Origin of the sequence: Microbacterium sp. CR_7, from assembly GCF_041954755.1 — a bacterium.
Taxonomy (GTDB): Bacteria; Actinomycetota; Actinomycetes; order Actinomycetales; family Microbacteriaceae; genus Microbacterium.
In genome coordinates this window covers 350,385-369,704 of record NZ_JAVAYF010000003.1, presented here as the reverse complement: position 1 = coordinate 369,704, position 19,320 = coordinate 350,385, and the positions used below count along the sequence as shown (strand labels likewise).

The 19,320-nt window shown below is 70.0% G+C and carries 19 protein-coding genes; 9 read left to right on the top strand and 10 right to left on the bottom strand.

The annotated features are described in order from the left end of the window. Positions 1-64: 64 nt before the first annotated feature. A complete protein-coding gene (locus tag RAC81_RS07925; protein ID WP_375081854.1) occupies positions 65-436 on the bottom strand; it encodes a winged helix-turn-helix transcriptional regulator in 372 nt (123 codons plus the stop codon). 98 nt (positions 437-534) lie between these two features. Here RAC81_RS07925 and RAC81_RS07920 point away from each other — a divergent pair, with 98 nt between their 5' ends. The 6 genes from RAC81_RS07920 to RAC81_RS07895 all read left to right on the top strand — a co-directional run bounded on the left by RAC81_RS07920 (position 535) and on the right by RAC81_RS07895 (position 6,627). Further along, on the top strand, positions 535-1,905 hold the full coding sequence (locus RAC81_RS07920; RefSeq protein ID WP_375081853.1) for an MFS transporter: 1,371 nt from the start codon (positions 535-537) through the stop codon (positions 1,903-1,905). A gap of 23 nt (positions 1,906-1,928) precedes the next feature. Further along, complete coding sequence (locus RAC81_RS07915; protein WP_375081852.1) at positions 1,929-2,711, top strand: NAD(P)H-dependent oxidoreductase; 783 nt, start codon at positions 1,929-1,931, stop codon at positions 2,709-2,711. A gap of 146 nt (positions 2,712-2,857) precedes the next feature. Then, a complete protein-coding gene (locus RAC81_RS07910; protein ID WP_375081851.1) occupies positions 2,858-3,565 on the top strand; it encodes a ZIP family metal transporter in 708 nt (235 codons plus the stop codon). Positions 3,566-3,696: 131 nt separating this feature from the next. Continuing rightward, positions 3,697-4,665, top strand: a complete 969-nt coding sequence (locus tag RAC81_RS07905; protein WP_375081850.1) for an alpha/beta hydrolase — start codon at positions 3,697-3,699, stop codon at positions 4,663-4,665. Between the two features lie 95 nt (positions 4,666-4,760). Next, positions 4,761-5,756 (top strand): hypothetical protein, encoded by a 996-nt coding sequence (locus RAC81_RS07900; protein ID WP_375081849.1) that lies wholly within the window; start codon positions 4,761-4,763, stop codon positions 5,754-5,756. 214 nt (positions 5,757-5,970) lie between these two features. Next, positions 5,971-6,627 carry a hypothetical protein gene (locus RAC81_RS07895; RefSeq protein ID WP_375081848.1) on the top strand — a complete coding sequence of 219 codons (657 nt, stop codon included), beginning with the start codon at positions 5,971-5,973 and terminating at the stop codon, positions 6,625-6,627. A gap of 24 nt (positions 6,628-6,651) precedes the next feature. Here the strand turns inward: RAC81_RS07895 and RAC81_RS07890 are convergent, their stop codons facing one another. From RAC81_RS07890 to RAC81_RS07850, 9 genes are all read right to left on the bottom strand, one after another. Further along, complete coding sequence (locus RAC81_RS07890) at positions 6,652-7,767, bottom strand: hypothetical protein (protein ID WP_375081847.1); 1,116 nt, start codon at positions 7,765-7,767, stop codon at positions 6,652-6,654. Next, entirely contained in the window at positions 7,761-8,528 is a 768-nt protein-coding gene (locus tag RAC81_RS07885; RefSeq protein WP_375081846.1) for a hypothetical protein, read from the bottom strand. Before RAC81_RS07885 ends, RAC81_RS07890 begins: the two co-directional genes overlap by 7 nt. Continuing rightward, a complete protein-coding gene (locus RAC81_RS07880) occupies positions 8,525-9,589 on the bottom strand; it encodes a VWA domain-containing protein (RefSeq protein ID WP_375081845.1) in 1,065 nt (354 codons plus the stop codon). The genes RAC81_RS07885 and RAC81_RS07880 overlap by 4 nt, the downstream gene beginning before the upstream one ends. Beyond that, a complete protein-coding gene (locus RAC81_RS07875) occupies positions 9,586-10,572 on the bottom strand; it encodes a VWA domain-containing protein (RefSeq protein WP_375081844.1) in 987 nt (328 codons plus the stop codon). The genes RAC81_RS07880 and RAC81_RS07875 overlap by 4 nt, the downstream gene beginning before the upstream one ends. Then, positions 10,563-11,054, bottom strand: a complete 492-nt coding sequence (locus tag RAC81_RS07870; RefSeq protein WP_375081843.1) for a hypothetical protein — start codon at positions 11,052-11,054, stop codon at positions 10,563-10,565. The genes RAC81_RS07875 and RAC81_RS07870 overlap by 10 nt, the downstream gene beginning before the upstream one ends. Further along, on the bottom strand, positions 11,041-11,928 hold the full coding sequence (locus RAC81_RS07865; RefSeq protein ID WP_375081842.1) for a DUF58 domain-containing protein: 888 nt from the start codon (positions 11,926-11,928) through the stop codon (positions 11,041-11,043). The genes RAC81_RS07870 and RAC81_RS07865 overlap by 14 nt, the downstream gene beginning before the upstream one ends. Before the next feature lie 7 nt (positions 11,929-11,935). After that, a complete protein-coding gene (locus tag RAC81_RS07860; RefSeq protein WP_375082053.1) occupies positions 11,936-12,958 on the bottom strand; it encodes an AAA family ATPase in 1,023 nt (340 codons plus the stop codon). Between the two features lie 256 nt (positions 12,959-13,214). Further along, entirely contained in the window at positions 13,215-13,916 is a 702-nt protein-coding gene (locus tag RAC81_RS07855; protein ID WP_375081841.1) for a Pr6Pr family membrane protein, read from the bottom strand. Between the two features lie 149 nt (positions 13,917-14,065). Continuing rightward, positions 14,066-14,989, bottom strand: a complete 924-nt coding sequence (locus RAC81_RS07850; protein ID WP_375081840.1) for a DMT family transporter — start codon at positions 14,987-14,989, stop codon at positions 14,066-14,068. A gap of 270 nt (positions 14,990-15,259) precedes the next feature. On the opposite strand from RAC81_RS07850, the gene RAC81_RS07845 reads away from it, so the two are divergent. From RAC81_RS07845 to RAC81_RS07835, 3 genes are all read left to right on the top strand, one after another. Beyond that, positions 15,260-16,546, top strand: a complete 1,287-nt coding sequence (locus RAC81_RS07845) for an adenylosuccinate synthase (RefSeq protein WP_375081839.1) — start codon at positions 15,260-15,262, stop codon at positions 16,544-16,546. A gap of 4 nt (positions 16,547-16,550) precedes the next feature. Further along, positions 16,551-17,663 carry a lactonase family protein gene (locus RAC81_RS07840; RefSeq protein WP_375081838.1) on the top strand — a complete coding sequence of 371 codons (1,113 nt, stop codon included), beginning with the start codon at positions 16,551-16,553 and terminating at the stop codon, positions 17,661-17,663. A gap of 112 nt (positions 17,664-17,775) precedes the next feature. After that, positions 17,776-19,209: a dihydrolipoyl dehydrogenase family protein gene (locus RAC81_RS07835; protein WP_375081837.1), complete on the top strand. Its 1,434-nt coding sequence runs from the start codon at positions 17,776-17,778 to the stop codon at positions 19,207-19,209. Positions 19,210-19,320 lie beyond the last annotated feature (111 nt).

The window sequence follows — 19,320 nt, the reverse complement described above, 5'->3', positions numbered from 1 at the left end:
CGCTGCCGACAGCATCCTCCTGATCTGAGTGCATGTTCCTGATCTCGGGAGGAGGATGCCGCGGTCAGGAGGATGCCGTGGCCAGCGCGGCCCGCTGCGTCGCTGCGTACTGCCCGCCCCAGGCTGTGAGCGCGTCGACGAGGGGCATGGATCCGCGACCGAGGTCGCTGAGGCGGTACTCGACCTTCGGAGGCACCTGCCGGTACACCTCGCGGGTGATCAACCCGTCATCTTCGAGTTCGCGCAGCTGGCGCGTGAGCACGCGCGCCGTCGGCTCGTCGAGCAGGCGGCTCAGCTCGCCGAATCGGAGCACCTCGTGCTCGCCGAGCAGGCTGAGGATGCTGGGCTTCCACGCCCCGCCGAGCACGGCGATCGAGATCTCGGCGTCGCAGGCATCGCCCCACTCGCGCACGATGCGTTCTGTCTTCTCCCTCATCGGTCCGCCTTCCGTCGCCGCCATGGTATCCGAAACGTCAGTATGTGACCTGGATGACCGTACTTGTCGGAATCGTACCCCTCCGCCAGACTCAGGTGGTGACCTTCCCCGTCCCCGTCGTCTCCGCTCCCGCGCGCACCGCTCGGCACCCGTGGCTCGCCATGGCGCCGCTGCTCCTCGGCATCCTCATCGGCGCCCTCGCGATCAGCAGCGTGTCGACCGCGCTTCCCGCGATCCGCGGCGACCTGGCGCTGTCCGACAGCGGTGCGCTGTGGCTGGTCGACGTCTATGCGCTCTCGCTCGCGGCGACGCTCATCCTCGCCTCGCGCATCGGCGACACGTTCGGCCGTAAGCGCATCGTGCTGCTCGGTCTCGCCGGCTTCGCGGCGCTCAACCTCGTGGGAGGGCTGGCCCAGGACGGACTGCTGCTGATCGTGGTGCGCGCGCTGCTCGGCGTCGCGGAGGCGTTCGTCGTCGCTGGCGTCGTCGCGACGATCGGCGCGCACTACCAGGCGCGTCAGCGCGTGCTGGCGTACGGGCTCTGGACGGCGACGTTCGGCACCGGCAGCGCGCTCGGGCCCGTGCTCGGCGGTATCGTCACCGAGGGGCCGGGATGGCGGTGGCTGCTGCTCGGCAGCGTGCCCCTCGCGGTGGTCGCCGGCATCCTCGCGATCTGGCTGGTCCCCGATTCGCGCAGTTCCCGGCCCGCGTCGTGGGACGCGCTCAGCATCCTCTCCTCGATCGTCGCCCTTGGCGCCCTCGTATTCGCCCTGCACGAGGCGCTCGCGGAGCCGATCGCCGCTGCCGTCGCCGCGCTCGTCGCCGTCGCGACCCTCGTGTACTTCATCCGCCGCCAGCGCGCCCTGCACGAACCGCTCATCGACATGCGGCTGTTCTCGGTGCCGGGGTTCAGCCCCGCGATCGCACGCATCGTGGCGAGCAGCGGTGTGGCTGCGGCATCCGTGCTGCTCGTCAGCCTGCACCTGCAGGATCTGCGCGCTCATACGGCTGCCGAGGCGGGGATCGCGATCCTCCCGCAGGCGGTCGCGATCGCCGTGGGCGGTGTCGTCGCCCCGCTGTTCCTGCGCTGGCTGACCTCGCCGACGCTGACCGTGCTCGCGCTCGTCGTGCAGGGCGTCGGGCTCGCGTGGCTGGCGTTCGACCCCGATGTCGTGGCGATCCCGCTCGTGCTCGTCGGCGCCGGGTTCGGCGTCGCCGCGACCCTGGCCGCCACGACCCTGTTCGACGTGACGACCGAGGACGACGCCGGCCAGGTCGGGGCGATCCAGGAGGTGAGCTTCTCCCTCGGCGGCGGACTCGGCATCGCCGTGCTCGGCACGATCGCGACGGTCGTCGGCGCCGGCGGATTCGCGGTCGCGCTCGTCGTCGCGGCCGTCGCCGTCGTCGCTGCCGCCGTGCTGCCGCTGTGGCGGGGAACACCCGCGAGTACTGCCGCCGACGCCCACTGACACCGACCCCACGAAAGGCCACCATGTCGTCGCGCCCTGTCGCCCACTGGATCCACGCCCACCCGCAGCCGGACTCCTTCAACGCGCGCCTCTTCCGTGAGGGAGTCGACGCGCTCTCCCGCGACTACGACATCGTCACCAGCGACCTGTACCGGCAGGGGTTCGATCCCGTGCTCGCCGCCCGCGACTTCGGTGACCCGCTCGGGCGGCCGGGCAACGTCGTCGACCTCATGGGCGAGGCGTTCGCCGAGGGCCGCCTGCCCGACGACGTGGTCGAGGAGCAGCGCAAGCTCGGAGCGGCGGACCTCGTCGTGCTGCAGTTCCCGCTCTGGTGGTACGGGCCGCCGGCGAGCCTCAAGGGGTGGTTCGACCGGGTGCTCACGAACGGCTTCGCGTACGGTCCGAACGACCCGGAGACGGGTCTGCCGCTCCGCTACGGCGACGGGCTGCTGACGGGACGGCGGGCGCTCGTGATCGTCACCGCGGGCGAGGACGACCGTTCTATCGGCAGCCGCGGCATCAGCGGCGACATCGACCAGCTGCTGTTCCCGCTCACGCACGGGACGCTCTGGTACACGGGAATCGAGCCGCTCGACCTGCACGTCGTGCACGACGCCGACGGACTCGATGCGGACGACGTCGACCGCGAGGCCGCGCGGCTGCTCGCGCGACTGGACGGTATCGCCGACGAGGCGCCGAGCCGCCCGTTCCGACGGCTGAAGGATGGCGACTACCGGGGCACACGCGCGCTGCGCGCCGACCTCCTGCCCGGACGCACCGACCTCGACATCCACCGCATCCGCTGAGCCTTCGTGTCCCCGAGCTCAGGACCATATCCCGAGATCAGGAGTGCGCGGACGGCATCCTCCTGATCTCGGGTGATGTTCCTGATCTCGGATTGCGCCGGCAACCCCCTGGGTTTTCCGACCCCGGCGGTGGGAGAGTGGTCGGCATGGGTCAGGCAGTGCTGTGGGGTGTGGTCGCGGCATCCCCGTTGTTCATCGGTGCGGTGCTCGCGCTGCTGCGCGCGTGGCCGCCCCGCTGGCTGGGCATCGTGCTGGGATTCGGCGCCGGCGCGCTCATGGCCTCGATCGCCTTCGAGCTGTGGGAGGAGGGGCTCGAGCGCACCGGACCCATCCCGCTGGTCATCGGCGTCGCCCTCGGGGCGCTCAGCTACTACATCGCCGATCGCGTCCTCGACGCGAGGGCAGCGAAGACGAAGGGCGGCGCTGGCGGCGGGCAGCTCGCCGTGGGGGCGCTGCTCGACGGCATCCCCGAGCAGCTCGTGCTGGGTATCGGTCTGGCGTCGGGCGAGCCGGTGAGCGTCGCGCTCGTCGTCGCCATCCTCGTGTCGAATCTGCCCGAGTCCATCGGCTCGGCCGCCGACCTGCTCCAGGGCGGCATGAAGCGCTCGCGCGTGCTCGTGCTGTGGGGCGGCGTCGCCGTCGTCTGCGCTGCGGCCACGGTGGCGGGGTTCGCGCTCGCGAGCGTCACCGACGACACCTTCCGCTCCGCGGCCGGCGGTTTCGCCGCGGGAGCGCTCCTGGTCATGCTCGTCGATTCGATGGTCCCCGAGGCGCAGTCGAAGGCCAAGGAGTCCACGGGTCTTGCGACCGTGCTCGGCTTCGCGCTCGCCGCTGGACTCTCGCTCTCGTCGTGACCCCGCCATCCGGCGGTCCGAGGGTCCTCGATCGGCCGCGCCCGGCGGGTTCCGGGGCGGCAGGGGCGGAGGGATGCTGAGCCGAAGGTCACCACGACGTGACCATGGACACAGAGGACAAAGGAGTTCCGATGACCGACACACTCGCCCGCCCGCCCTTCGACCCCGAGCTGGAGGCCGCGCTCGCGCTCGTCGGCGACCAGCTGCCGCCGACGCTGACGGCGGAGATGATCCCGCTGATGCGGCAGTCCCCCGTGGGGAACGACGACGAGATCAGGCAGGTGCTCGCGGAGCGCGGCTTCGTGTGGCGCGACGAGACCATCCCGGGCCACGCCGGCGAAGACATCGTCGTCACCGTGATCGAGAAGGACGGACGCACGGGCACCGGACCGGGCTTCTTCCACACGCACGGCGGTGGCATGATCATGGGCAACCGCTGGCTGGGCGTGGTCGGCTTCCTCGATTGGGCCGAGCGCTTCAACGGCGTGATCGTGACGGTCGAGTATCGGCTGGCGCCGGAGTTCCCCGATCCGTACCCGGTCGAAGACTGCTACGCGGCGCTGCAGTGGACCGCACAGCACGCCGACGAGCTCGGCATCGACACGAGCCGCCTGCTCATCGGCGGCGGGAGCGGGGGAGGAGGGCTCGCCGCGGGCACGGCTCTGCTCGCCCGCGATCGGCGAGGACCGGCGCTCGTCGGCCAGCTGCTCATCTACCCGATGCTCGACGACCGCGACCAGACAGCCTCCACCCACCAGATCGACGGCATCGGCGTGTGGGACCGCGGGTCGAACATCACCGGATGGACGGCGCTGCTCGGAGACCGCAAGGGCACCGACGACGTGTCGATCTACGCCGCCCCGGCGCGGGCCACGGATCTCTCGGGTCTGCCGCCCGCGTTCATCGACTGCGGCAGCGCCGAGGTGTTCCGCGATGAGGATGTGGCGTACGCGACGACGCTCTGGGCGTCGGGAGTGCAGGCCGAGCTGCACGTGTGGGCCGGCGGCTTCCACGGATTCGACATGTTCGCGCCGCACTCCGCCGTCGCGCAGGCGATGCTCGCCGCCCGCGACGACTGGGTCACGCGGCTTCTGGCCTGAGGTCGGCGGCGCCGCTCGGTGCGGGTCAGAGGGCGCTCCTTTCGGCCCGCGTGTGGCCGAGGTCCTAATCTGGAACCCCGGGCGATGGAGCCGACATGCAAGATCTGCTGGGGCGGTTGACCGCCCTCGACCCCGACGCGAGCGAGAGCCTCAAGGTCGTCGCGTACTTCGATGCGCTGGTCGCGCGGTCGGTCGGCGTCGAGAGCATGCTCCGCGGCGCCGCTGTGCTGAGCGGCGCGACAGTCGGGGTGCGGGACGGCGCGCAGATCGTGCGCGTCGCCGCGGGCGGGGAGCGTATCGATCCGCGGGATCCCGACGAGTCGTGGATGCGGCGGGAGAGCGGACAGGATGCTGTCGCCTGGATCGAACGTGACGGCGACCCCCACACCAACGACGCGATGATCCTCGAACGGCTCGCCCTCGCGCTCGGCATCGTCCGCGCCCGTCGATCGGTCGGCGCCGAGAGCGCGGTCGAACTCGCGATCAGCTCCTACGCGAGCGCCGATGAACGGGCGGCCGCGCTGCTGCGCCTCCGCATGACGGATGCCGCGCTGCGGGCCGTGGCCTCGCCGCCCGATCCCGCGCCGCTCGCTCGGCATCCGTCATCCGTGGTCGCGACCCGGCACGGTCTCACGCGTGCGACGCTTCTCGACGCCGCATCGGACCCGCTGGCGGCATGGCCGGCGGGTTCCGCCCCGCGCCTCGGTGTGGGGACGGCGGTGTCGGGCGTCGGTCTTCCCGAATCATGGGCGGCGGCGCTCATTGCGGCGCGCCTTTCCTCCGACGCGGAGCCCGCGGTGCATGCGGCAGACCTGGGTGCGGCGCTGATCGTTGCTCAGGCCGCCGACGCGGCTGCCCTTCACCCGGATGCGGCGGCGCTGCGGAGCCTCGACCCGCGCACCCTCGAACTCCTCGACGCGCTCGCCGAGGAGCGCAGCGTCCGAGGTGCCGCCGCCCGGCTCGGGCGGCACCACTCCAGCATCCAGGAGCGACTCGCGTCGCTGATCGACGTCCTCGAATACGACCCCCGCACCCCGCGCGGCCATACGCGGTATGCGCTGGCACGGATGCTGCACACCCTCGCCGACTGACCGTCGCCGTCGCGGGTTCGAAAGGTCGGTGATAAGACGAAGAAAACCCCGACCGTCACACTCGCGTGCGCTGCGTCGGGGGCTGTGCTCTAGAGTAATCCTGCGACCCGTCGCCAGGCAAGAGAAACCAGCCATGTACCGTTTGCGCGCATCGATCCCTGCAGCGCGAATCGCTCGATACGACGCGGCATGCCAGCATTCCGATGTAGACGGCGTGGAGCTTTATCGGTGGGCGAACTCGGTCGCCCTGGCGGTCTTCGACGATCTCGGCAACCTCGAGGTCGCGATGCGGTCCGCGATGGCCCGGGAGCTCGCGGTCACCTACGGGATCGAGTGGTACAAGCGCACAGACTTGCTGGACGAGGACACCCTCGAGCTCATCGCCGAAGCGTGGGCGAACGGACACCTCGCCACGCTTGACGCAGCACCCGATGTGGTGCACGGGAAACTCGTCGCCACCCTGATGTTCGGATTCTGGGTGAGAATTCTGGGCAGGGGCGGGTACCAGGGTGAAGGCAGCTCGCGCGCACGGCGGATCTACGACACCCAGCTCTGGAAGCCGGCTCTGCGGAAAGCGTTCCCCGAAGTCGGCGACCTCGAGCGGGCTCGAGTCGAGACGGCGGCGCGGCACGTGAGGTTCCTTCGTAATCGCATCGCCCACCATGAGCACATCGTGTGGGGAGTGCCCATCGTCGGCGAGCGAAACTCCGACGGTGCGCCCCTGCGACTCTCGCTGATGGAAGCGCACGGCACTGTTCTGGAGCTCGCTGGATACGTGAGCAAGGACCTCCGCGGGTGGCTGAACGAGAACAGCCGGGTGCGTTCGCTGATCGACGACTGCCCGATCTGGGAAGGACTTCTCCTGCTCTGAGGCCGACTCATCGCCGTCGCGGGCTCACTCGAAGCCGGGGTATTCCTGCAGCTTCTTCTCGAACTCGGCGCGGTCGGCGTCACTGAGCACTGCGCTCGCGAGCACGGTCAGCTGCAGACCCTCGAGCGGTTCGCCCGTGCGCGCGCTCTGCGCCTCCCGTGCCGTGCGGAAGTCGCCGCTCGGGTCATTGGAGAGGTCGTAGATGTTCGCGTAGAACCGCATCGGGTCGGGATAGTTCTCGGCGTAGTACTCCCACGTGTGCTGCTCCCGCGGGTCGTCGCTGCCGTAGAGTTTCGCGATCATGGTGGGGTCGAGACCGGACGAAGCATCGTTGAACGAGTACAGGTACGACATGCCGTGCTCGGCGATGACGTCGTCGATCGTCGACATCACATCGAGCTTGAGCGCGTAGTCCTGCACGGGCTGGGTCGTCGCCCAGCTCGCCGACGTGTACTCGACGAGCATCGATTCGCCGCCGTAGCCGTTGCGCTCGGGGCGGAAGTCCTCGTCGCCGACCTGTACCCACTCGAAGCCGTACTCGGCTGTGAGCCGGGACCGGATGTCGGCGAACAGGCTCTCCGCCTCGGCCTGCACCTGTTCGAGCGACTGCTGCGCCAGCACGTCCTGCGAGTCGGTGCCCTTGATGCCCGGGTACGCCTCCTCATGCTTCTGCTCGTCGGATTTCATGCCGTCGTACGTTCCGGCCGCCGAGGTCTGCAGTGCGCCGATTCCGCCGACGGTCGCGACGTTGACCACGAGCGTCACGGCGAGGGCGATCGCGCCGAGAGTGCGACCCCGCTGGGTGAACAGGGCGCCGACGATGACCGCGACGACGACGAGCTGCAGCGCGAGCATCGTGACGCCGTAGAGCACGTCGGTTCCGCCCGCGGCGAGCGTGACGAGCAGGATCGCGGCGAACAGGATGCCGATGGTCAGCGCGATCCAGCCGAGGGCGTTCGCGGGCTTCTTGGCCTCGGGTACGGCGGTCGCGGTGGCGAAGGCACCGGGGACCGCCGGCTGCTGCACGACCGGCGAAGAGGGCCGCCGTGCGTTGCGGTATCCGCCCGGCGGGGGTAGCGGTGGTGCGCCCTCCGTACCGGCGATGTACCGAGCGCGCTGCTTCTCGTGATCCATCACCATGGCTTGTCCGTTCCTGAGCCGCCGCCGTCGTCGCCCTGCTGCTGATCGCGCTCCTGCGTGCCCTGCTCGAGCTTGTCCTTGAGCTCCTCGAGCTTGTCGTCGGACGGCTGCTCCTGCTGCTGCTCCTGGGGCTGCTCCTGCTGCTCAGGCTCCTGCTCCTGCTGCTGCTTCTGCTTGAGGCGGTCCTCGAGGTCGTCCTTGCTCTGCTGCATGTCGCGGCTCGGATCGGACGACTGCTGCTGCGCCTCCTCGCTGTTGCACTCCGCGGGCATCTCGGTGGTGACCGTGAGCGCCTCGGCGTACAGCTGGGCGGCGCCCGGGCCGTCGCCGTCGGCGCGCGCGGCATCGCCCATCCGCTCGATCACGATCGCGAGATTGATGCGGACGCCGCAGACCTCGAGTCCGGTCGCGAGGTCGAGTGCCTCCTCGAGCTTCGCGCGCGCCTCGGGCAGCTGCTCGGCGCCGGCGAGCGCCGTGCCCACGTTGAACGGCGCCTTGTACGGCTCGAACCAGTTGAGGAACTCCTGACCGCGCGCCGACGCCTCCGAACCGGCGTAGTCGTCGGCCACGTATGCGCTGATCGACTGGTGCGCGAACGCGTACATGCTCAGCAGCTTGCCGACGAAGAGAAGCGCGACAAGCGTGAGCGGCAGCGTGCCGATCGCGAGCCAGCGACGGATGCGGCGGCGCCTCCGGTTCGACGCGAGGAGAGCGGATGCCGCCTCCGCCCGGACATCGTCGGGTGCGGTGAGCGTGGTCATGCGTCACCTCCGTCGGCGCGTGTCGTCTCGCTGCGCTCGCTCAACGACCCGAGGTCGCTGCGCTTGCTCGACGACCCGGGCCTCGGAGCGCGGAGGTGGCGCAACCGCGCGACGAGCATGCCCGCCCTCGCGAGCTCGACGGCGAGGAGCGCGGCGATCACGAGCGCGGCGATCCAGTACAGCTCGATCACGTTGCCCACCTGACCGGATTCGGCGTAGTTCCTCGTGGTCGACGGCGCCTCGGGCAGGGCGATCTCGGCATCCGCCGTGCGGTGCTGGTAATCGACGCCCAGTTGACCCGCAATCGTCTCGAGGTTCCGCTCGTCGATCGTCGACAGCGCGTCGGCGCCCTCGTACTGGATGTACTCGCCGCTCGCCCCGTCGACGCCGCCGGTGGTGAGCCGCATCGGCCCGCCCTCGGTCGTGCCATAGCCGAGCACGGCCCCGGCATCCGTGTACCGCTCGCTGCCGTCGAAGGGCTCGGGCGTCGAGCTCGCGGTCTGCTCGCCGTCGCCGAAGTAGAAGACCATGCGCGAGCGGTCGGGCTGCGATTCGGCGGCGTTCGCGAGCGTGTCGGCGAGCAGCTGGTTCGCGATGCCGATCGAGCTGCCGCGCGACTGGCTCGTCACCTCGGGGCGCAGCACGTCGAGCGATGAGATCAGCGCGGTGGTGTCCGTGGTCAGCGGCAGGCGCAGGTCGGCCGAGGCGTCGAACGTGATGAGCGCGAACCGGGCTCCGGGGTACTCGTCGACGATCGACTGCACATCGGCGCGCACGCCGTCGAGTCGGGGCTGGCCGTCGCCCCAGTCCTCGGCGACGATGCTCGCGGTCGTGTCGACGACGAGCACGATGTCGGTGTCGGTCGCGAGGGTCTGCGTCGCCCCTCCCGGAATGCCGGGGCGAAGCAGGATCGTGAACAGGGCCACGAGCATGACGAGCCGCATGACCCACAGCCCGCGGTCGCGGCCGGGAGCCTTGACGAGTGCGAGCACCCCGATCGCCGCGACCGGAGCGAACAGCAGCAGGAGGAGGAAGACGTTGAGGACGGGCTGGAGGATCACAGCTTCACCCTCCAGAGAACGACGACGAACGACAGCAGCGAGACGAGCAGCACCACGATCCACAGGTTCGGGGTGTCGGTCCAGACGACCTGAGCCTGCCCCTTCAGCTCGTTCGCCTCCTGCTCCTGCACCTGTGCCACGATGTCCGACACCGTGGTGGTGTCGCGCAGGCCGTAGGCCTGTCCGCCGCTCGCCTCGGCGGCGCGGGTGAGCTCGGCGCTGACGTCGGCATCCTTCCCCTCCACCGGATTGAGCGCGAACACGCGCACGCCGACCGACGCCGAGTACGCGGCGGCCTCGTCGAGGGTGACGATCGAGGCGCCGTTGATCTCGTTGTCGGTGGCGAAGATGATCGACCGTGAGCGCTCGTCGTCGGGGTGGTCGAACGCCATCGCGCAGGCGGCGAGGCCGTCGCCGATGAGCGAGGCGCCGTTGCCGTTGAGCGTGCCCACCCAGTGCTCCGGCACCTCGTCGAGGTAGTCGAAGCTTTCTCGGATGCTCTGCAGGTGCTCGCGGATGAACGGGTAGTCGTCGGTGAGGGGGAAGATCTGTACCGGCGAGCTGTTGAAGATCGTGAGCCCGATGCGCTCGCCCTCGAAGTCCTCGAGCAGCTCCTCGAAGACGCTGAGCACCTCGACATCGACCTCGCTCATCGACCCCGACACGTCGAGGCACAGCATGATGTCGCGGCTCGTGTTCACGGGTTGGATGGTCTGCGACGACATCGGCCGCGCGGCGACGACACCCGCCGAGACGACGGCGATGACCCCCAACAGCAGGATGCCGGAGAGCGCCAGCACGCGGCGGTTCAGCGCCTGACGGAATGTCGGCAGGGCGCGCAGGCGTTCGGCGCGCGCGACCCTCGCGCGCTCGTGCGCGTCGGTCTTCGCGCCGCCGCGCAACCCGAGCAGTACGCCGATCGCGATCGCGACGACAGCCGCGCCGACGACGACGAGGAGCACCCACCAGTTCGCTAGTGCCATGTGCGCACCACCGTTCTGGCGGCCTCGGCTCCGGCCAGCGGATCGATCGCAGGGCCAGGGCGGAAGATGCTGGGGTAGTAGTGGCGACCCATCGCGTCGATGAGGGCGGGGTGCACGCCGCGGGCGACGAGATCGTCGAGCGCGAGGACGGGCGCTTCGATGCCGCTGTACTCGTTCACGAAGGTGCGGACGACGCGGCTCAGCTCGAAGTTCGCGTTGCGTGCCGAGAGCGTGCGCGCGCGATAGTCGTCCTCGATGCGCTGGATCGCCTGCAGATACTCGATCCGAAGCTGCGACAGCACGTCGACGGTCTGCACCATCGCTCCCTGACCCTCGCGGATCAGCATGAGGTCGCGCCGCGGCTTCGTCAGGGCGATGACCAGCCACGCGCCGGCGATGAGCAGCAGCAGGATGCCGATCGCGAGCAGGATCCAGCCCCAGCCGTACTGCGCCGGCGGGTAGAACTCGTCAGAGCCGGGCATGCGACCTCCGATTCAGCAGCTGCAGCAGCTGCGAGACGGCGTCGTCCTGATCGGCGAGCACTCCGTGGCTGATCTCCATGCGCGTGAGGATCTCGGCGAGCCGCACGGCATCCGCTTCGGTCTGCGCGGTGAGCTCTCGCACGATGTCGAGGTCGCCCTGCACGAAGTCGGGCACCTCCCACATGCTGTCGACGTCGCTGCGGATGGTCCCCGTGGTGTGGTCGAGCACCGGCTCGGCGTCGCGCAGGGTCAGCCACAGCACGTCATGCTGTACGCGCAGTCGGCGCAGCATCCGCTCCGTCTCGGGGGTGATGGGCGCTTCGTCGGTGATGACGACGACGATCATCCGCCGCGAGATGGTCCGCGTCACGTATGACAGCAGGGCGTCGCGGTCGCTCGGGGCGGTGCTGTCGTCGATCGCGCGGTCGATCGTGCGCAGTGCGTGCTCCAGAGCGCCCTCGCTGCGGCCGGGCGCGCGACGACGCACGCCGTCGGCGTCACCGTAGACGACAGTGAAGTCGTCGCCGTGGCGCAGTGCGAGGACCCCGAGCACACCCGTCGCGAGGATCGCGAGCTCTTTCTTCGATCGCTCGTCGCGAGCGAGCGCGCCCATCGACCGCCCGGTGTCGACGACGAACATGACCGTGTGCATGCGCTGCGCGCGGTGCCGCTTAACGAGCGGGGTCCCCATACGGGCGGTCGCCCGCCAGTCGATGTCGCGCACCTGATCGCCGTACTCGTACTTGCGCAGGTCTTCGAAGTCGAGGCTGCGCCCGTGCAGCAGCGATGCGTACGCGCCGTCGAGCGCGTGCAGCGACTTGCGCGACGAGTGGATGAAGAGCTTGCTCTTCACCTGCGTGATCAGGCTGGGCATGGGGGCGTCAGGGCGTGGGGACGGCGCCGAAGATCTGGTCGATGATCTCCTCGCTGCGCATGCCCTCGGCGTCGGCCTCGAACGTCAGCAGCACACGGTGGCGCAGCACGAGGTGACGCAGCGAGCGGATGTCCTCCGGCAGCACGTGACCGCGACCGTTGAGCAGCGCGAGGGCGCGCGCGGCCTGCAGGAACGCGATGCTCGCGCGGGGGCTGGCGCCGTACTTGATGTAGCGGGCGCGCTCTTCGCCGATGTACGGCGCGGGGTTCCGGGTGACATAGGCGATCGAGACGATGTAGTTGCGGATCGCGGGGTCGACGTAGATGCGGCTCGCGACGTCCTGCAGCATTCGCACGTCGTCGAGCGTGATCGCGCTCTCGACGTGACGGTCGGGGTCGAGCACGCCGGAGTCGATGCGTCCGAGGATCTCGAACTCGTCGGCCGGACTCGGGTACTCGACGATCTCCTTCAGCAGGAAGCGGTCCATCTGCGCCTCGGGCAGCTCGTACGTTCCCTCCTGCTCGATGGGGTTCTGTGTCGCGATCACGAGGAACGGCTGCGGGAGGTGGTGCACCTCGCCGCCGATCGTGGTCTGGTGCTCCTGCATCGCCTCGAGCATCGCGCTCTGCGTCTTCGCGCTCGAGCGGTTGATCTCGTCGAGCAGCACGAAGTTCGCGTGCACCGGCCCGAGCACGGTGCGGAACGAGCCGGTCGCGGCGTCGTAGATCTGATTGCCGGTGATGTCGCTGGGCAGCAGGTCGGGCGTGCACTGGATGCGCTTGAACTGTGCCTTCACGGTGTCGGCCAGGGTGCTCGCGGCAGTGGTCTTCGCGAGACCCGGCACGCTCTCGAGCAGGATGTGCCCACCGGCGATGAGCGAGATGAGCAGGCTCGTCCGCAGGCGCTCCTGGCCGACCATCTTCGCCGAGTACGCGTCCGACACGGTCTTCAGCACGGCGCCCGCGCGGCGCAGCTCGGCCTCGGTCGGCGCTTCTGATCGCTTCGACGCCGAGGGCGAGGCCGGAGGCACGGGCTGAGCAGCGCTGGGCTCGGCGCGCGTGGCCGGCGCCGCGGGCGGAGCGGGAGGCGCAGGCGGCGCGGGTGATGCCGACGGAGCGGGCGGAGGCGGCGGAGTGGAACCCGCCGGGGTGCCAGGTGCGTAGGGCTCGTTCACAGGTCTCCTCGTTCCCTCGGGGACGCGACGATGTTCCCCCGCGACCAGCGTAACGGCATCCGTTCGTGCGCCTCCGGCCCTCGAATGGGGACTTCTCCCCATGCCCGTCGGATCAGGCGGAGGTGACGGATGCCGCGCGGCGGCGCCCCACCCAGACGACGAAGCAGGCGACGCCGATGATGGCGATCGCGATGCCCAGGATGTAGCCGGAGACGCCGAGATACCCGCCCGGGACGACATGCGGGTTGAGGAAGGGGTAGGGGTACCACCACTTCTCGCCGGTGGCCGGAGCGATCACGAGGTTCGCCCTGACCATCGTGTAGACGGCCCATACGAGCGGGAAGATCGCGGTGATGAAGACGCTGCTCCACGGCAGCGCACGACGCCGCGGGGCGAAGAGCACATCCAGCAGGAGCACAAGCGGGAAGACGACGTGCAGCACCTCATTCGACCACGGCACCGTGACGCCCTGGGGCAATTCGATGCCGCGCAGCAGGGTGTTGTAGACGATGCCCGTGACGATCATGTACGTGCTCGCGCACACGAGCAGGATCGCGAGCCAGGCGGGCTCACGCTCGTCGTCGCGGCGGTGCCGGATGCCCCAGATCGCGGCGACGATGAAGACCACCGCGGCGATGACGTTGGAGTCGATCGTGAAGAAGCTGAAGAAGTTCCCCCAGACCGTCGGCAGGTGTCCGCCCCACGGGGTCGGGTTGTCGGCCGCGAGGGCGACGGTGAGTGACAGCTGGGCGATGACGGCCGCCAGGCCGAGCGCTGCGGATGCCAACCGGACGTACGACCACCAGGTCTTCATACTTCCTCCCGCGCACACACTATCGACACCCTCTTCCGATGCCGTTGCTGTCGGTTTCGGGTGCCGTCGCCGCGGCCGAATACGCTTCCCTCGGCCATCTGCGGCGCATCAGGCCGAGCGAAGGGCGATCGGCCGAGCGAGGCGACGACTCAGCCGCGCCGCCGCCAGCGCATGCGGGTGACGAGCACACCGAGCAGGCAGAGCGCTCCACCCAGGAACATGAGCGGCGTGGGGACCTCGCCGAGGATGGCCCACGACAGCAGGATCGCGATCGCGGGCACGACGTAGGTCGTCGCCGAGGTCTGCCCTGCGGTGCTGCGCTGCAAGACGTATGCCCAGGTGGTGAAGGCGATCGCCGTCGGGAAGATCCCGAGGTACACGACCCAGAGCGTCGAGTCGAGGGGAGCCGTCTGGACGGCCCCGATGAGACTGCCGGTCCAGGGGAGGAGTGCGATCGTGCCGGCGACAGCGCCGAGGAACGTCAGCGTCGTGGCATCCGATCCCGCGTTCAGCAGCCGCTTCTGCAGCAGTGTGCACCCCGCGTACATGACAGCGGCCAGCAGGGCGAGCAGCAGCCCGGTGATGTCGGGCCCGGCGGACGTCGAGGAGTTCATGCCGATCAGCACGACGCCGAGGAAAGCGATCGGCGCTCCTATCAGCAGCGGCTTCGGGAAGCCCTCGCGCAGGAACAGTCCGCTGAAGACGACGACCATGAGCGGGGCGAGGTTCACCACCATCGCCGCGGTGCCGGCGTCGAGCGTGCGCTCGGCCGCGTTGAGGGCGAGGTTGTAGACGCAGAACCAGCCCACGCCCCACACGGCGATCAGCCACCAGTTTCTGCGCGCGGGAAGACGGATGCCGTGCCGCACGGCGATGATCGCCAACACGGCGCTGCCGACGGCCATGCGCAGCAGCGCGAGCGCGCCGGGGTCGAAATGCGGACCCGCGCCGCGGATGCCGATGAACGCCGACGCCCAGAGCACGACCGTGACGAGCGCGGCCGCGAGGACGAGCGGTCCCTGACGGCGCGGTGTCGCGACGGTGGCGTCGCTCGAAAGATCGGTCTGCGGCATCCTTTGATCGTGCCACCGGCCACCGACATCGGTCGATGCGGAAGAGCGTCAGCATCCGTCGTTTTTCGGCCGTTCGCTGCGCCTGTTCAGCTGTCGCTTCCGGTCGCACTTCGTGCCGCCGGACGCTCCATCAGGCGGCACGAACTGCGACCGGAGCGCGTTCAGGCACACCCGAAACAGCCCCGAAACCGGCCTTCGATAGGATGGGGTCGCCCGAAGAGGGCCAGCTCATCAGCCGGTGCGAACCCGGCGTCAGCAAGGGGGACACCCATGCCAGGAATCGTGATCGTCGGCGTCCAGTGGGGCGACGAGGGCAAGGGGAAGGCCACCGACCTGCTCGGTGAGCGCACCGACTGGGTGGTGAAGTTCAACGGCGGCAACAACGCCGGGCACACCGTCGTCGTCGGCAACGAGAAGTACGCGCTGCACCTGCTGCCCTCCGGGATCCTGTCCCCGGGCGTCACGCCCGTGATCGGCAACGGCGTCGTGATCGACCTCGAGGTGCTGTTCAGCGAGCTCGAGGCGCTCGGCGCCCGCGGCATCGACGTCTCACGGCTGAAGGTGAGCGCGAACGCGCACATCATCACCGCCTACCACCGCACGCTCGACAAGGTGACCGAGCGCTTCCTCGGCAAGCGCAACATCGGCACGACCGGCCGCGGCATCGGCCCGGCGTACGCCGACAAGATCAACCGCGTGGGCATCCGCGTGCAGGATCTGTTCGACGAGAACATCCTGCGCCAGAAGGTCGAGGGCGCGCTCGACCAGAAGAACCACCTGCTCGTGAAGGTCTTCAACCGCCGTGCGGTCACGGTCGACGAGATCGTCGAGGAGCTGCTGTCGTACGCCGAGCGCCTGCGCCCGATGGTCGCCGACACCGGCTACCTGATCGCCGAGGCGCTCGACCGCGGCGAGGTCGTCGTGTTCGAGGGCGGCCAGGCCACCATGCTCGACATCGACCACGGCACGTACCCGTTCGTCACCTCGTCGACCGCGACGGCGGCCGGCGCGGCATCCGGTTCGGGTGTCGGCCCCGGCGCGCTCGACCGCATCGTCGGCATCGTGAAGGCCTACACGACCCGGGTCGGGTCGGGTCCGTTCCCCACCGAGCTGTTCGACGAGCAGGGCGAGTGGCTGCGTTCGCGCGGGTTCGAGTTCGGCACGACGACCGGGCGCCCGCGTCGCGTCGGATGGTACGACGCCCCGATCACCCGCTACGCGACGCGCGTCAACGGCATCACCGACCTCGTGCTCACCAAGCTCGACATCCTCACCGGACTCGAGCAGATCCCGGTGTGCGTGGCCTACGACGTCGACGGCCAGCGCTTCGACGAGGTGCCGGTCAACCAGACCGACTTCCACCACGCGACGCCGATCCTAGAGTACTTCCCCGGTTGGTCGGAGGACATCTCCACCGCGCGCACCTTCGACGACCTGCCGAAGAACGCCCAGGACTACGTGCTCGCCCTGGAGGGCATGAGCAACACCCGCATCTCGGTGATCGGCGTGGGTCCGGAGCGCGACCAGGTCGTCGTCCGCCACGACCTGCTCGACTGATCGCATGACCCGGTTCTGGCTCGGCGGCTACGGTGCCGCGATGGGCGGCGGCTCCGCCGACGGCATCGGCCTCCTCGCCGGCGACGAGCAGACGCCGACGAAGCTCTCGTACCGCGGCGCGGTCACCGAGACCCCGTCGCCGTCATGGCTCGCGCAGCATCCCACCCTCGACGTCGTCTACGCGGCGCTGGAGGGGGATGCCGCGGTGCAGGCGTTCCGCCGCACCGGTGAATCGACGCTGCAGCCGCTCGGCGAGCCCGTCGAAGCGGGCGACTCGGTCTGCCACGTCGCGGTGTCGCCCTCGGGCGGCTACCTCGTGGCGAGCTGCTACGGCGACGGTCGCGTCGTGGGCATCGGGATCGCTCCTGACGGGAGCCTGGTGCCGGATGCCGCGAACAAGGCCGCCGAACTCCGTGCCGCCCTGCTCGGCGAACCCGCCGAGACCTCGGCCCCCGCGGGCGTCGCGGCCGCGGCATCCGACCCCTATGCGGGTGCGCTCACGGCGACCGGCGATCCCCGGGTGTCGCATGCTCACGCCGCGGCATTCCTCGCCGATGGACGCATCGCCACCACCGACCTGGGCTTCGACCTCGTGCGCATCTGGCGGGCCACGTCCGGCGGTCTCGTGCTCGACCACGAGATCGCCCTGCCGCAGGGCACCGGTCCGCGGCACATGGTCGTGCACCCGAGCGGGCACCTGCACGTCGTGACCGAGTACTCGTGCGAGGTCTTCACGCTCGCCCCGGGTCCCGACGGCATCTGGCGCGTCGTGTCGTCGGTGCCGTCGAGCCCGATCGCGCAGGTGGGCGTCGACTTCCCCGCCGAGCTCGCCCGCACGCGTGACGGACGGTTCCTGTACACGGCGCTGCGCGGCAGCAACACGATCGCCGCGCTGCGGGTGCGCGGAGCGGGCGAGAGCCTCGAACCGGTCGCTCTCGCCGACGCGGGGGTCGACTGGCCGCGGCATCACCTCGTGCACGAGGGCAAGCTCCTCGTCGCGGGGCAGCGCTCCGACACGATCTCGCTGCTCGACCTCGACGAGCGCACGGGTGCGCCCCTCGGCATCCGTCATGAGGCGCAGGTCCCGACGCCGACGCACTTCCTGCCCGTGCGCTGACGCTCGCGCCCTCCACTTCGCGTGCCGACCCGCCCGGATCGGCGGCCGCGGAACAAACCCCGTGACTCGGCGTTGGTTCTGAGCGAGACTGGGCCACGGAGAGGGGCATCGCATGACTGCCGAGAACACCGACGAATACGACCTGATCGTGCTGGGCGGAGGTCCGGTGGGCGAGAACGTCGCCGACCGTGCCGTGCAGGGCGGTCTGACCGCGATCATCGTGGAGAGCGAGCTCGTCGGGGGCGAATGCTCCTACTGGGCGTGCATGCCCTCGAAGGCGCTGCTGCGTCCGGCGCAGGCGGTCCGGGCGGCGAAGAAGGTCGGCGGCGCGGCCGAGGCCGTCACAGGCGACCTCGACGTACGCGCGGTCTTCGACCGTCGCGACTCGTTCACGAGCAACTGGTCGGACGACGGTCAGGTGAAGTGGCTCGACTCGGCGGGCATCGATCTGGCCCGGGGCCATGGACGGCTCACGGGCGAGCGCGAGGTGACGGTGACGGATGCCGAGGGCGGCACCCGCGTGCTCCGCGCCCGCCACGCGGTCGCGATCAGCACGGGCACGGATGCCGCGGTGCCGCCCATCCCCGGTCTGCGCGAGGCCCAGCCCTGGACGAGTCGGGAGGCGACCAGCGCCGAGGAGCTGCCCGAGTCGCTGGCCGTGATCGGCGGCGGCGTGGTGGCCGTCGAGATGGCGACCGTCTACGCGTCGCTGGGCACGAAGGTCACGGTCATCGCCCGCAGCGGCCTGCTCGGCGCGTTCGAGCCCTTCGCGGGGGAGCGGGTGACCGCGGGGCTCGCGGAGCTCGGCGTCGACGTGCGCACCGACACGGGCACCGCGAACGTCACGCGCACCGACGACGGAGTCGTGATCGATCTCTCCGACGGCACGAGCGTGACAGCGGCCGAGGTGCTCGTCGCCACCGGACGCACGCCACGCAGCGGCGACATCGGACTCGACGTCGTCGGACTCGAGCCGGGGCGCTACATCGAGGTGGACGACACCCAGCGCGTGCCCGGCTCCGACTGGCTGTACGCCGTGGGCGACGTCAACGGCCGCGTGCTGCTGACCCACCAGGGCAAGTACCAGGCCCGCGCGGCGGGCGACGTGATCGCGGCACGCGCGAAGGGGGATGCCGTCGACGACGCACCCTGGGGCCGCCACGTCGCGACGGCCGACCACGCGGCTGCGCCTCAGGTCACGTTCTCCTATCCCGAGGTCGCATCGGTCGGGCTCACCGAGGCCGAGGCCCGCAAGGCCGGGCATGAGGTCGCCGTGGTCGACTACGACCTCGGAGCGGTCGCGGGTGCGAGCGTCTACGAGGACGGGTTCTCCGGCCAGGCTCGCCTCGTCATCGACGCCGAGCGCGACGTCGTGCTCGGCGCGACGTTCGTCGGCCCCGAGGTCGCCGAACTTCTGCAGGCGGCGACGGTCGCGGTCGTCGGCGAGGTGCCGATCTCCCGCCTGTGGCACGCGGTTCCGGCGTATCCCACGATCAGCGAGATCTGGCTGCGCCTGCTCGAGGAGTACGGCAGGCAGTCGGCCTGATCGCGCTGACCGCGCGGAGCAATCCGTTCCGACTCCCGTGCCGAACAGGCGGGGGACTTTGTTTCCCACATTGACGACCGCTCGCACAACCCCGAGCGGATGTCGTACACC

Coding starts and splice junctions, on each gene's coding strand:
- RAC81_RS07885 (WP_375081846.1), bottom strand. CDS start 8,528: ATGACCACGCTCACCGCACCCGACGATGTCCGGGCGGAGGCGGCATCC.
- RAC81_RS07840 (WP_375081838.1), top strand. CDS start 16,551: ATGACCCGGTTCTGGCTCGGCGGCTACGGTGCCGCGATGGGCGGCGGC.
- RAC81_RS07915 (WP_375081852.1), top strand. CDS start 1,929: ATGTCGTCGCGCCCTGTCGCCCACTGGATCCACGCCCACCCGCAGCCG.
- RAC81_RS07905 (WP_375081850.1), top strand. CDS start 3,697: ATGACCGACACACTCGCCCGCCCGCCCTTCGACCCCGAGCTGGAGGCC.
- RAC81_RS07845 (WP_375081839.1), top strand. CDS start 15,260: ATGCCAGGAATCGTGATCGTCGGCGTCCAGTGGGGCGACGAGGGCAAG.
- RAC81_RS07850 (WP_375081840.1), bottom strand. CDS start 14,989: ATGCCGCAGACCGATCTTTCGAGCGACGCCACCGTCGCGACACCGCGC.
- RAC81_RS07855 (WP_375081841.1), bottom strand. CDS start 13,916: ATGAAGACCTGGTGGTCGTACGTCCGGTTGGCATCCGCAGCGCTCGGC.
- RAC81_RS07870 (WP_375081843.1), bottom strand. CDS start 11,054: ATGCCCGGCTCTGACGAGTTCTACCCGCCGGCGCAGTACGGCTGGGGC.
- RAC81_RS07890 (WP_375081847.1), bottom strand. CDS start 7,767: ATGGTGATGGATCACGAGAAGCAGCGCGCTCGGTACATCGCCGGTACG.
- RAC81_RS07925 (WP_375081854.1), bottom strand. CDS start 436: ATGAGGGAGAAGACAGAACGCATCGTGCGCGAGTGGGGCGATGCCTGC.
- RAC81_RS07835 (WP_375081837.1), top strand. CDS start 17,776: ATGACTGCCGAGAACACCGACGAATACGACCTGATCGTGCTGGGCGGA.
- RAC81_RS07900 (WP_375081849.1), top strand. CDS start 4,761: ATGCAAGATCTGCTGGGGCGGTTGACCGCCCTCGACCCCGACGCGAGC.
- RAC81_RS07865 (WP_375081842.1), bottom strand. CDS start 11,928: ATGCCCAGCCTGATCACGCAGGTGAAGAGCAAGCTCTTCATCCACTCG.
- RAC81_RS07875 (WP_375081844.1), bottom strand. CDS start 10,572: ATGGCACTAGCGAACTGGTGGGTGCTCCTCGTCGTCGTCGGCGCGGCT.
- RAC81_RS07910 (WP_375081851.1), top strand. CDS start 2,858: ATGGGTCAGGCAGTGCTGTGGGGTGTGGTCGCGGCATCCCCGTTGTTC.